This is a genomic window from Hymenobacter sp. AT01-02 (assembly GCF_000961955.2).
In the GTDB taxonomy this organism is placed as follows: domain Bacteria; phylum Bacteroidota; class Bacteroidia; order Cytophagales; family Hymenobacteraceae; genus Hymenobacter; species Hymenobacter mucosus.
This window is the reverse complement of sequence record NZ_JZIR02000025.1, coordinates 60,064-72,123: the sequence shown is the minus strand read 5'-3', so window position 1 is coordinate 72,123 and position 12,060 is coordinate 60,064. Positions and strand designations below refer to the sequence as shown.

Here is a 12,060-nt window from a genome sequence, read left to right as displayed (position 1 = left end):
ACAAAAAAGGGCGGCACCTCGCTCCACCTGAGGTGCCGCCCTTTTTGTATGACATGCTTAAATCAACTTGTCCGGGGTGATGGGTAACTCCCGAATGCGCTTACCCGTGGCGTTGAATACGGCGTTGGCAATGGCTGGCGCCACGCCAATAATGGCAATTTCGCCGATGCCTTTCGTGCCTAGTGCATTCACGTGGGGGTCGGGCTGGTTGACAAAGGCTACCTGCACGTCGGGCGAGTCGGCATGCACGGGTACGTGGTAGTCGGCAAAGTCCTTGGTCACGTAGCGGCCAAACCGGTCGTCGATGGTAGCATGCTCCATCAGGGCCATACCAATACCTCCCACGGCGCCGCCCTTCATCTGGTTGCCGGCCGTTTTCTCATTCACAATGGTACCGGCATCGGCGCAAGAAACCAGCTTGCTCACGCGCACCTCGCCCGTTAGCTGGTGCACGTGCACCTCAGCAAAGTGTACCGAAAACGAGTACATGGAATACTTCTGGCCCTCGGGACCAGGCTTGGCTTCCACCGTCACGGCAGTTGCCGCCTCGGGTTGGCGCAGCAGGTCGGCGTAGGCCACGCGGGTAGCCGCATTGCCGCCCACCGTGAGGTAACCATCCGTGAGGGTCACGTCTTCCTTCTTAGCCGAGGCAAAGGCGGCGTTACTGCTGGCGGCTATGCCGCGCAGCTTGTCTTTCAGAGCCAGGCAGGCCTCCTGTACGGCTGGCCCTACGCTGTTTACCGTAGAGGAGCCACCTTGGTACCCGCTTTAGGATAGCTGGATTTGCCCAGATCGAACGTGATTTTCTGAGGCGAAAGGCCCAGCGTTTCGGCCGCAATTTGAGTCATGACCGTGCCAGTGCCTGGTCCAATATCGGTGGTAGCACACTGAAGCAACACGGTGCCGTTGGGTAGCAACTGGGCGCCCACGGTGGCTGCCCCCCGGTGGGCCCCAAAGGTGCCTACGCCCATGCCGTAGCCAATAAGCCAGTCACCGTCGCGGAGGGAGCCGGGCTTTAGCTGACGCTTGTTCCAGCCAACGCGTTCGGCACCCAGTTGGTAGCATTCCTTCAGAAACTTAGTTGACCAAGGCTTATTTTTCTCGGGGTCCTGATCGGTATAGTTGCGAAGGCGAAACTCCAGCGGGTCCAGGTTCAGCAAGTGGGCCATTTCGTCCATGGCCGATTCCAAGGCAAAGGCGCCGGTAGCTTCGCCAGGACCGCGCATCCATATAGGCGAGCCAATGTCGAGGGCTGCCAGGCGGTAGCGCGTCGTCACGTTCGGCGACTGGTACATCATGCGCGTCTGGGCCAGCGTCGATTCGGTAAACTCCTCGTAGGTAGAAGTCTGCCCGATACTCTCGTGCGTAATAGCCGTGATTTTACCGTCGGGCGTGGCACTCATGCCCAGCTTCTGCCACGTATAAGGCCGGTAGCCCACCATGGTAAACATCTGCTCTCGGGTGAGCATGAGCTTTACGGGGCGGTTTACCACCTTGGCGGCAATAATGGCTGCCGACTCATGCGGCCAACTGTGCAGGGCGTTACCGAAGGCGCCTCCTACGAAGGTGGCAATCACCTTCACATTTTCTTCCGGCAGATTCCACTCCCGGGCAAAGTCGCGGCGGGTAGCCAGGGTGCCCTGGGTTTTGTCGTAGAGCGTGAGGCGGTCGGGCGCTTCCCAGTGGGCCGTAATCGACTGTAATTCCATGGGGTGGTGCACCTCCGTGGGAATCACGTACTCGCTTTCCAGCTTGATAGCGCCGGTTTTGTAGGCATCCACCTGACCCCGCTGGTAGTCAGCCATCGGCGACTTCGGGTTCTTCTTAGCTGAGGTCGGTAGAAACGCCTGCGCCGCGTTGGCCTCCAAGTTGGTTTGATGCTTTTCCTTTGCGTACTGCGCCTTTACCAGCCGCGCTGCAAAGCGGGCCCGCTCCCAGCTGTCGGCTACTACCAGCGCAATAGGTTGGTCATTAAAGCGAATCAGATCATCTTTAAAGATCTTCAACGGGCCACCCACGGTAGCGGGCTGAGAGGGGTCCTTGCCGGCCGTGTCGAAACCCGGAACCTTGGGCGAGTTGAAGTGGGTGATAACAGCCAGCACGCCCGGAGCCCGTTCGGCCGCGCGCGTATCAATGCTAGTAAGGCGCCCCTTGGTAATAGTGCTGCCAACCAGTACGGCGTAGGTAATACCGGGTATCTCATACTCGGCCGAGTACTTGGCCGCGCCAGTTACTTTCAGGCGGCCATCTACCCGGTTCATGGGCGCCCCGATTTGCTTGTCTTGTGCTTGCTCTTTCATAACAAAGTCGGGAATTAAGCCGCCGCAGCGGTTTTAAGGGCTTGCACAATGGTGTTGGGACCGAGCTTGAGCTTGTACGCGTTGTACTTGAAGGCTTTGGCGCCCTGCATGGCCACGATAGCCGCTTGGCGGAAGGTGTCTTCGGTGGCGGGCTTGCCCACCAGGGCCTGCTCGGCGGCGGTCAGGCGCCAGGGCTTGTGCGCCACGCCACCCATAGCCAGCCGCGCCGCCTTAATGGTGTTGTTACCATCAATGTCTAGCGCCGCCGCCACCGATAATAGGGCGAAGGCGTAGCTGGCTCGCTCGCGTACTTTTTGGTAGTGCACGTGCTTGGTAAAGGGGCCATCGGGTACAACTACGGCCGTAATTAGCTCGCCGGGCTCCAGGTTAGTATCTTTTTCCGGCGTGTCGCCGGGTAAGCGGTGAAAGTCGGCAAAGGGAATGCTCCGGTTGCCTCTAGGGCCGCTTACTTGTACTGTGGCATCTAGGGCTACTAGGGCCACGCTCATATCGGAAGGATGCACGGCAATGCACTTGTCGCTAAACCCGAAAATGGCGTGCATGCGGTTTACGCCTTCCAGCGCGCCGCAGCCAGTACCTGGCTCCCGCTTGTTGCACGGCATGGCCAGGTCGTAGAAATAGCTGCAGCGGGTGCGCTGCAACATGTTGCCGCCTACTGTAGCCATGTTGCGCAACTGCGCCGAGGCCCCGGCATTCAGCGCCAAGGACAGCAAGGGCTGCTTTTCGCGCACTTGCTTGTCGTCAGCTACGGTCGAGTTCAGAGCCAGCGCACCAATGCGCAGGCCGTTATTTTCACGCTCAATTTTGGTGAGCGGCAGGCGGTTGATGTCAACTAGCTTCTGTGGGGTCATGATGCCCCGCTTCATCAGGTCAACGAGGTTGGTACCGCCGGCAATAAACTTGGCCGTGGTATCCTTGGCTACTGCATCAATGGCAGCCTGTCGTTTGGTAGGGCGGACGTATTGGAACTGGTTCATGGCTTCCTACTTATACTTTTTGTCCCCCGTCTTTCACCTCCTGAATGGCGGCTACAATGTTGGAGTAGGCTCCGCAACGGCAGATATTACCGCTCATATACTCCCGGATTTCTGCTTCGGAGCCGGCGTGGCCCTCGCGCACGCACGCTACCGCCGACATAATCTGGCCGGGGGTGCAGTAGCCACACTGAAAGCCGTCGTGTTTCACGAAGGCCTCTTGCATGGGGTGGAGTTTGTCCCCGTCGGCTAAGCCCTCAATGGTGGTGATTTTCTTGCCTTCGTGCATCACCGCAAAGCTGAGGCAGCTATTTACGCGCTGTCCATCCACGTGCACGGTGCAGGCGCCACACTGGCCATAGTCGCAGCCTTTTTTGGTGCCCGTGAGGTGCAACTGCTCGCGTAGTAGGTCCAGTAGGGTGGTGCGGGGCTCCACGGAAAGCTTGTGCTTCACACCGTTTACGTCCAGCTTAAGCGTGACTTTCTCAAAGGCAGCCGCTACCTTCTCGTCTAGCTCGCCGGAGGCGGCTTGCACTACGGGGCCGGGTACGAATGTAAAGGCCGTGAGCAGCGACGACTGCTTAAGGAAATTCCGACGGGCCTCGTCGTGGCCGGTGGGCTTGTCAGGTTCAGTATTCATAGTAGAAAAGGAAAGGCGAAGAGAGTGGTAGTACGAGAAAGACGGGCTCCGAGGCGCACCGTTGCGGGGCGCTAGCAAGTGCTAACCTCAGAAACGCTTAGATGTTGAAGCACAAATGGAAGTATTGTGCAGTACTGTTTTGCTTACCAGTAGATTGCTTGTTGACAGACAAGGAATAAGCCTATAACAAATTACATAATTGATATTGTATTTCTGTATCTATATTACCTCAACTATGTAGTTGACTTGCGCCGGCGGATCTGGCTACAGCGGTTTGAATGAGTAGAGCTTGCTTTCCCCTCTTTTATATAACCAGTTTACTGCGCACGCATGAAAAAACTACTACTTGTTCCTCTCGTTGCCTTGCTAGTGCCGGCGCACGCCTGGGCCCAAACCGTTTCCGTTTCGGGCCGAGTGCTCGACAGTAAAGGCATTGCCCAGCCGGGCGTTACAGTGCTAGAACGGGGCACCTCCAATGGTACCAGCACCGATGCCAGTGGCCGCTTTACTCTCAGTGTATCGCCAACGGCTACGCTGGTTGTATCGGCCATTGGAGCTGCTACCCAACAGATTCCGCTGAACGGCCGCACTACCTTGGAAGTGCGTATGCAGGATGCCGCTACCGACCTGAATGAAGTGGTAGTAACGGGCTCACGCGCTACCGAGGGACGGTCCAACATCCTTACTACCTCGCCCGTGGACGTGATTTCGCCCCGTGAAATTAAAGCGTTTGCGCAGGTAGATGTTGCTCAGATCCTGACGTACGCGGCGCCTTCATTTCAGTCGTCGCGGCAGGCCGTTTCCGATGGTACTGACCACGTAGACCCCGCCTCTCTGCGTGGCCTGGGCCCCGACCAAGTGCTGGTGCTGGTGAACGGCAAGCGGCGTCATAGCTCCGCTCTCGTAAACATCAACGGTACGGTAGGCCGTGGCTCAGTGGGTACCGATCTGAACACCATTCCCAATGCTTCCATCAAGCGCATTGAGGTGCTGCGGGAAGGCGCGGCAGCCCAGTATGGCTCCGACGCCATTGCCGGTGTTATCAACATCCAGCTAAAAGACGACACTACCGGCGTGCAAGCCAGCAGCACCGTGGGCCAAACCTACGAGGGCGACGGCGACACCTACCAAGCCGACGCCAGCGTGGGCATTGGGCTTGGCGGGCGTGGCTTTCTCAACCTAAGCGGACAATTTCAGAACCGCGCCTATACTAACCGTAGCGGCGACGACACCGCGCCCCTAATGTACTTAGGCAGCAATAGCGGCAACTATCCTGCTGCCGCCAATACCGAACAACGGCGCCGCGAGTTGAAAGCCCAGGATGATGCACTAGTAGCTCAAAATGGCTTCGACCGCCGGAACATGCGCGTAGGGCAATCGGAGTCGCGCAACATTGGGGGCTTCCTCAACAGTGGCTTCACGCTGGCACCCAGCATCGGGCTTGAGGCCTACGTAACGGCGGGGGTGACGCACCGCACGGGCAAAGCCGCCGGTTTTTATCGTCTGCCCAACCAGCTCACTCAGAGCGACCTAACTATTTACCCCAATGGCTTTCTACCATTCATCAATACCACAATTAATGACCAGTCGGTACTAGCGGGAGTGCGAGCCAAGGTGCTGGGCTTCGAGGCTGATTTAAGTAATACCTTCGGCCGCAACGACATTCGTTTCGATATTACCAATACGTTGAACGCATCTTACCCCCTAGGTCTTAGCCCACGGGAGTTTTATGCGGGCACGATTGCCTTCCAGCAAAACACCAGCAACCTCAACTTCTCGCGTCATTTTACTGATATACTGGGCCTCGCTACTCTGAACGTAGCTTTTGGGGGCGAGTACCGGCGCGACAACTACAGCATTGCGGCTGGCGAACGAGGCTCTTGGGACAACTTCGGGCGTACAACCGCGGCCGGCGCGCCCACGGCCTCAGGTGCGCAGGTATTCCCAGGGTATCGTCCTACCGACGAACTAAACCGCTCCCGCACCAACACGGCGGGCTATCTAGACCTGGAAAGCGACTTGACGGAAAAGCTGCTTGTGCGGGCCGCCGGTCGGGCCGAGCGCTACAGCGACTTCGGAAACAACGTGAGCGGCCAGCTAGCCGCCCGCTATAGCATTCTGGAAGATGTAGCAGTGCGTGGCACCATTGGCAACGGGTTCCGGGCGCCGTCCTTGCAGCAGCGCTACTTCACTAACACCAGCACCCAGTTTGTGAGTGGAGTGCCCCAGCAGGTGCTCACCGTCAACAACGACAACCCTATTGTGCGCAACCAGTTCACCGATGCCGTGAAAGGGTTTGGCGTGCCCTCACTAAAGCAGGAGAAATCGACTAACTATAGCGTGGGCGTAACCGGCCGCGTGCTGAAAACGATGACGGTGACGGTAGACGCCTACCAGATTGACATCCGAGACCGGATTGTGCTCACGTCGCAGTTCGCGCGGAGCGGTGTGGCTACCGGCACGGTAGACCAAATTCTTGCTTCCTACCCTGAAATTGGCCGGGTACAGTTTTTTGCCAATGCCATTGACACCCGCACGCGTGGTATCGACATTGTGGTGAACGAGCGCCTATCCGTAGGCGAAAGCCGCCTAGGCCTAACTGTGGCCGCCAACTTCAACGAGACCAAGGTACGCCAGATCAACACGGCCCCTACTATCGAAAACGACCCTAGCCTGCAAAATACCCTCTTTGACCGCCAACAGCGGGCCCGCATTGAGGCCGGGCAACCTCGCAGCAAGATTAACCTGACGGCCAACTACGGCTACCGTATCTTCAACGTGGAGGTTCGTACGGTTCGGTTTGGCCAGGTGCAGTATAAGGATGCTGACCCCACGCGTTCCTTTATCGACCAGACCTTCTCGGCTAAGTGGGTAACCGACCTGACGCTGAGTGCTCAGGTAGCTAAATTTGCCACTGTTTTTGTTGGCGTCAACAACATCTTCGACGTGTATCCGGATCGGTTTCGCACAAATCCGCGCAATAACCCCAATAACTTCTCCGTCGATCCAAACCTGAGCTTTAGCTCTTCGCTCGACAATACTAACCGCGGACGCATCGTGTATAACCCTAACCAGTTTGGCTACAATGGGGGCTTTTACTTCGCTCGTCTTGTGCTCGACCTGCCTACTTCATCCAACTAATTGGAAGTAGTATCCCAACACAAAGGGCCGGCTCCTGATGGAGCGGCCCTTTGTGTTACCTGGCTTGGTTATTCGCGAACTAAGCGTATGAGTTGGCGGCCGTCGGCGGTGCGCCCAACGTATAGGCCAGGGGATACAGTAGCGGCAGGCTTCCACGTCACGGTACCATCGGGGTGGCTAGTGAGGTGTTCCACTGTTCGGCCCAGGCCATCTATTATCAGGACAGACTGGGGCGAAGCTAACCGGAATGATGCTTCCTCGCGGAATGGATTAGGGCTGGCAGGTAGATAGAGCGGCCGCCGCTGGGAAGTAGCTAGTACTTGGTTGGTAACTAAAAAGGTAATGGTGCGAACTTCGCTAGCATTAATAGGACAATCATTATCAGCCGTTATCAATAGCCAGCCGAGTAAAAAGGTGTAGCGTAAAATATTAATTTTTTCATAAGTACATAGCATGAAGTGCTGCGATGGGAAGACACTAAAAGTGCTACGTCGAGCAAGTCAACGTAGCACTTAAAGAGGGCTTGGTAAAAATTTGCTATTCAAATGCTTACTGGCCGCCTGATGAGTTCGTGTCCAGAATCTTGAATAGCTCGTCGAGCTTTGGGGTCAAGATGATTTCCGTGCGGCGGTTCAAGGCTTTGTTGGCTGGCGAATCGTTGGGGGCCACGGGCACATACTGAGAGCGGCCCGATGCCGTTACCCGTTGGGGCTGAATACCACCAGTGGTAAGCAACCGCGCAATTTCTGTAGCACGCAGTACACTCAAGTCCCAATTGTCTTGCATTGCTGCCGTAGGCCTTGTGAAGGCTACATTGTCGGTGTGGCCTTCTACCACTACATTCACGTCGGGCTGATTTTGAAGCGCGGCAGCTAGCTGTTTCAGGGCCTCCTGGCCTTTGGGGTCTACTTTGGTGGAACCCGTCTTGAAAAGGAGTTGCTCCGAGAGCGAAACGTACACCTTTCCATCCTTCGTCTTTACTTCCAGATCAGTGCCTTTGAAGCCGCGCAAGGCGTTGCTTACGCTGTTTCTCAAGTCATTCACGGCCTTGTCCTTCTGAGCCAGGGCTTTCTGCAACTCGGCCATGCGGGCTTCGCGGGCCGTAAGGTCGGCAGTAAGCTTGTCGATATCGGCCCGGCTCTTTTTCAGGTTGGTATCCAGCTCTCCTAGTTCAGCTTCGCGGCGGGCCAAGTCCTTGGCTACCTTATTGTAATCAGCATTCTTGTCCGACATCGCGCGGTCGGAGTTCTTCAAAAGCTTATCGTAGCTGTCGGTGAGTTGGGTGTTGAGCTGACGAGTACGGCGCAGGCTGCGGCCAGTTTCGGTGGAGTCGTCGATGAGGCGGCGGGTTTCCAGACGTAGTTGGGCCAGTTCATCCGAGGCTTTCTTAAGCTCGGCTACCGCTTGGCGCTGCTGGCGCTCTATGTCGGCGCGGGCTTGTTCGGTGGCCGCTTGGCGGGCTTTCAGGTCATCGTATTTTTTGGAGGCCACGCAGCCCGGTAGTGCCGTGGCTGCTAGCAATGCGCAGAAAGCTAGTGCAGAAAGGTTTTTCACAAAAAAGACACGTTGGAGTACCACATTTGAGAAGTTAAGTGAAGAACCTAACTTCCCGGCGGTAAGGTACGGCCTCAAGCCGGATCTTGCATTGCTACTGCTGCCTTCCTAAGCCGCACCGTCTGTCTATTAAAGTAGTGCTTACCTGCCGTTCTTTTCTTCTGCTTGCTGCTCCCCATACTTTTTGATGGCAAAACTAAAATGGCATTACATTGGCTAAGCGGTGGCTGTGAGTAGGGTTGGTGTACTAAAAAGCGTAAAAACAGCCACGCCAGCAACGAGAGGCCTGCAATCTGGTAGCAAAGGCTAACTGAACAGTAGCACGAGTGCCTTAAGAGCTACTCCATTCAGCTTGATATAGCATGCCCAGAGCAGCGTTTCGTGCACTATAAGTAGGTCCCGGCCGTATACTTCCGGTTTGAGTTCGGTGGCTTTCCATTTCGCACTTCTGTATTCTGCGCTAACTTGCATCATAGAAAAGCGCAACCGCCTCCTTCTTTGTCTGGCCGGTGCCTGCTTTTCAACTCCTCTCACGACCCCTCTAAGTATATATTATGTCCTGGTTTAAGCGCGTAGAGAAAGGCATCGTCACGCCGACGGAGCAGAAGAAAGAGACGCCCGACGGCTTGTGGTACAAGTGTCCTGAGTGCAAGACGGTAGCTACGATGGCGGAGCACAAGCGCCTGCTATCTACTTGCGGCAAGTGCAACCACCACGACCGGATTGATGCCGCCGACTACTTCGACTTCCTATTCGACAACCACGAGTATCAGGAGCTGGACGCCGACTTGCGGTCCGCCGATCCACTCAGCTTTGTAGATACCAAAGCCTACCCCCAGCGCGTAGCCGCTACCGAGAAAAATACGGGCCTGAAGGACGCAGTGCGCTCGGCCCACGGCCACATGAATGGGGTGGAACTGGTAGTAGCCGCTATGGACTTTAAGTTTATTGGGGGCTCTATGGGCTCAGTAGTAGGGGAGAAGATTGCCCGTGCTATTGACTACGCCCGTCAGCACCGGGTGCCTTTCCTCATGATTTCGCGCTCTGGTGGTGCCCGCATGATGGAAGCCGGCTATTCTCTGATGCAAATGGCCAAAACATCGGCTAAGCTGGCACTGCTTTCAGAGGCAGGTATTCCCTACATTTCCCTGCTGACGGACCCCACCACGGGCGGCGTTACGGCATCTTTCGCTATGCTCGGTGACTTTAACATTGCCGAGCCTGGCGCACTTATTGGCTTTGCCGGTCCGCGGGTTATCAAAGAAACAATTGGAAAAGACCTGCCCAAAGGCTTCCAGAGCGCGGAGTTTGTGCAGGAGCATGGGTTCCTCGACTTCATTGTGGATCGGAAGGAATTGAAGCAAAAGCTCACGGATCTGCTTACTATGCTACGTCCTGCCGAAGTACCTGCTACTGAAAAGACTACGTCGCGCACGGCAGCGCACTAAAAGAAATACCTAATATTTTCGGCAAGCTTTTTGAAAAAAGCCCGTTAGACGTGCATTCGGCGCGTTTGACGGGCTTTTCTTATTGCCACCGAGCGAGGACAAACAACGTGCCTCGGATAGATATAGCGCTTGGTCTATCTGTGCAAACATTTTTCCCGAAAGTGCAGTAAAGCCCATCAACAGACGCTTACTCCCTATTCTGTTTCACCCTTCCACTAAGTTCCATTCCAATGACATCTCGCAACTCTCTTCTGTCTCTATTCATGGCCTTGGTGCTGTTCATGAGCTCCTGTGCCAGCACTAGCACACGTAACCCCAATATCCCCGAAGCTGATACAAACGGCACCGGTCCGCGCAAAACGGGCATGAGCAAAACCACTAAAGGAGGTTTGCTGGGTGCTGGCGGTGGTGCCGTAGCCGGTGCCGTACTAGGTCGCGTAATTGGTGGCAAGTCGGGCACGGCAGCCGGTGCTATTATTGGTGCTACCGTGGGCGGTGCCGGTGGTGCTCTGATTGGCCGTAAAATGGACAAGCAGGCCGAGGAACTGCAGAAAGACATGCAGAACGCTCGGGTAGAGCGCGTAGGCGAGGGTATAAAAATCACCTTCGACTCGGGTATCCTCTTCGACACCAACAAGGCTGACCTACGTCAGGCTTCGATGACCGAAATTCAGAAAATGGCTGACGTACTGAAAAAGTACCCCGACACCAACGTATTGGTAGAAGGCCACACCGATAATACCGGTTCGGATGCTATCAACCAACCCTTGTCGGAGCGCCGCGCTCAGTCAGTAGCTACCTACACGATTTCGCAAGGAGTAGATGCTGCGCGCGTAACGACCAAAGGCTATGGCTCTACTCAGCCTATTGCTGACAACACTACCATGGAAGGCAAGCAGGCTAACCGTCGCGTAGAGGTTGCCATCTTCGCCAACGAAAAAATGAAGAAGGCTGCTGAAAACGGCACGCTGTAATCGACTTGTTTCAAGCAAACAAAAAGGGCGACCCACTAGGTCGCCCTTTTTGTTTGGGTGGAAGCCTATCAGTAAACTCAGAGTAAAAGCTGGTAAAGGTGTGCTACGGATACACAGTTTTTCGGGTATTCTGGTCGGGTTAAAAAGGATTATACCGAGCTACTAACAAGACGGCATAGATGGTAGGTGATGGCCTACTGGGGGGTTAAATCTATTTTCGCCCAAGGCCAATAGTGGCTTAGTCAGCTAGAAAGTGAATTTTAAACAATTTTTTCCGCTTCCTTTCGTTTTTGGCAAGGTGGTTGCAAAATGCCTAATACGGTTGGAACATTCGGTATAGATTTGCACCGAAATCCAGCGAGATTCTCTTCACACGTTCAACACACCAACACCCAAATTTCTTCCCATGAAATCTCTTCGTTCATTATTTGCATTACTCCTGGCCGTGCTGCTGTTGGGTAGCAACTACGCCGAAGCGCAAACCACTACTACCACTGCTAAGAAGCCTTGGAGCAAAACCGCTAAAGGTGGTCTGATTGGGGCAGGTGGTGGCGCCGTAGTAGGTGGCGTACTGGGCCGCGTAATTGGTGGTAAGAACAGCACTGCGGGTGGTGCTATCATTGGTGCCGCCGTGGGTGGTGCTGGTGGCGCTCTTATCGGCCGTCGTATGGACAAGCAGGCAGCTGAGTTGCGCAAGGAGATGGCTGGTGCCAAAGTAGAGCGCGTAGGGGAAGGCATTAAAATCACGTTCGATTCGGGCCTGCTCTTCACGAAAAACTCCTCGGCTCTGACGGCTTCAGCTCAGGAAAATATTCAGGAGCTTGCTAAAACCCTGGTGAAATACGGTGACACCAACGTAGTAGTAGAAGGCCATACCGATACCAGCGGCAACGACGCCATCAACAATCCGCTTTCGCAGCGCCGTGCTCAGGCTGTAGCTAACTATGCTCAGCAGCAAGGGTAGATGCTTCGCGCTTTACCGTAACGGGCTACGGCTCACGTCAGCCC

Annotated in this window: 10 protein-coding genes; 4 read left to right on the top strand and 6 right to left on the bottom strand. The window is 55.5% G+C overall.

Annotated features, from left to right (window positions below; genetic code table 11):
• Nucleotides 1-57: 57 nt before the first annotated feature.
• From VI25_RS28450 to VI25_RS10080, 4 genes are read right to left on the bottom strand one after another with little or no spacing between them, the layout of a single operon-like run.
• A complete protein-coding gene (locus VI25_RS28450) occupies nucleotides 58-699 on the bottom strand; it encodes a xanthine dehydrogenase family protein molybdopterin-binding subunit (RefSeq protein WP_316934301.1) in 642 nt (213 codons plus the stop codon).
• Between the two features lie 38 nt (nucleotides 700-737).
• Nucleotides 738-2,300, bottom strand: a complete 1,563-nt coding sequence (locus VI25_RS10090) for a xanthine dehydrogenase family protein molybdopterin-binding subunit (protein ID WP_316934300.1) — start codon at nucleotides 2,298-2,300, stop codon at nucleotides 738-740.
• A 14-nt stretch (nucleotides 2,301-2,314) separates the two neighbouring features.
• Nucleotides 2,315-3,298 carry an FAD binding domain-containing protein gene (locus VI25_RS10085; RefSeq protein WP_045689582.1) on the bottom strand — a complete coding sequence of 328 codons (984 nt, stop codon included), beginning with the start codon at nucleotides 3,296-3,298 and terminating at the stop codon, nucleotides 2,315-2,317.
• A gap of 10 nt (nucleotides 3,299-3,308) precedes the next feature.
• Nucleotides 3,309-3,935 (bottom strand): (2Fe-2S)-binding protein, encoded by a 627-nt coding sequence (locus tag VI25_RS10080; RefSeq protein WP_045689583.1) that lies wholly within the window; start codon nucleotides 3,933-3,935, stop codon nucleotides 3,309-3,311.
• A gap of 330 nt (nucleotides 3,936-4,265) precedes the next feature.
• Here VI25_RS10080 and VI25_RS10075 point away from each other — a divergent pair, with 330 nt between their 5' ends.
• Complete coding sequence (locus tag VI25_RS10075; protein ID WP_055562466.1) at nucleotides 4,266-7,076, top strand: TonB-dependent receptor; 2,811 nt, start codon at nucleotides 4,266-4,268, stop codon at nucleotides 7,074-7,076.
• A gap of 68 nt (nucleotides 7,077-7,144) precedes the next feature.
• Here the strand turns inward: VI25_RS10075 and VI25_RS10070 are convergent, their stop codons facing one another.
• Both VI25_RS10070 and VI25_RS10065 read right to left on the bottom strand, forming a co-directional pair.
• The gene (locus tag VI25_RS10070; RefSeq protein ID WP_045688924.1) at nucleotides 7,145-7,531 is read right to left on the bottom strand and encodes a hypothetical protein; all 387 of its coding nucleotides are present in this window, start codon (nucleotides 7,529-7,531) and stop codon (nucleotides 7,145-7,147) included.
• A 94-nt stretch (nucleotides 7,532-7,625) separates the two neighbouring features.
• Nucleotides 7,626-8,630 carry an OmpA family protein gene (locus tag VI25_RS10065; protein ID WP_045688925.1) on the bottom strand — a complete coding sequence of 335 codons (1,005 nt, stop codon included), beginning with the start codon at nucleotides 8,628-8,630 and terminating at the stop codon, nucleotides 7,626-7,628.
• A gap of 554 nt (nucleotides 8,631-9,184) precedes the next feature.
• Here VI25_RS10065 and accD point away from each other — a divergent pair.
• The 3 genes from accD to VI25_RS10050 all read left to right on the top strand — a co-directional run bounded on the left by accD (nucleotide 9,185) and on the right by VI25_RS10050 (nucleotide 12,016).
• A complete protein-coding gene (accD, locus tag VI25_RS10060) occupies nucleotides 9,185-10,078 on the top strand; it encodes an acetyl-CoA carboxylase, carboxyltransferase subunit beta (RefSeq protein ID WP_045688926.1) in 894 nt (297 codons plus the stop codon).
• Between the two features lie 230 nt (nucleotides 10,079-10,308).
• Entirely contained in the window at nucleotides 10,309-11,052 is a 744-nt protein-coding gene (locus tag VI25_RS10055; protein ID WP_236705000.1) for an OmpA family protein, read from the top strand.
• 406 nt (nucleotides 11,053-11,458) lie between these two features.
• Nucleotides 11,459-12,016: an OmpA family protein gene (locus VI25_RS10050; protein WP_316934299.1), complete on the top strand. Its 558-nt coding sequence runs from the start codon at nucleotides 11,459-11,461 to the stop codon at nucleotides 12,014-12,016.
• The last annotated feature ends 44 nt before the right edge of the window (nucleotides 12,017-12,060 follow it).

Bases quoted from the DNA above. Each gene is read 5' to 3' on its own strand.
- VI25_RS10070 (WP_045688924.1), bottom strand. From the start codon at position 7,531: ATGCTATGTACTTATGAAAAAATTAATATTTTACGCTACACCTTTTTA.
- VI25_RS10050 (WP_316934299.1), top strand. From the start codon at position 11,459: ATGAAATCTCTTCGTTCATTATTTGCATTACTCCTGGCCGTGCTGCTG.
- accD (WP_045688926.1), top strand. From the start codon at position 9,185: ATGTCCTGGTTTAAGCGCGTAGAGAAAGGCATCGTCACGCCGACGGAG.
- VI25_RS10055 (WP_236705000.1), top strand. From the start codon at position 10,309: ATGACATCTCGCAACTCTCTTCTGTCTCTATTCATGGCCTTGGTGCTG.
- VI25_RS10080 (WP_045689583.1), bottom strand. From the start codon at position 3,935: ATGAATACTGAACCTGACAAGCCCACCGGCCACGACGAGGCCCGTCGG.
- VI25_RS10075 (WP_055562466.1), top strand. From the start codon at position 4,266: ATGAAAAAACTACTACTTGTTCCTCTCGTTGCCTTGCTAGTGCCGGCG.
- VI25_RS10085 (WP_045689582.1), bottom strand. From the start codon at position 3,298: ATGAACCAGTTCCAATACGTCCGCCCTACCAAACGACAGGCTGCCATT.
- VI25_RS10090 (WP_316934300.1), bottom strand. From the start codon at position 2,300: ATGAAAGAGCAAGCACAAGACAAGCAAATCGGGGCGCCCATGAACCGG.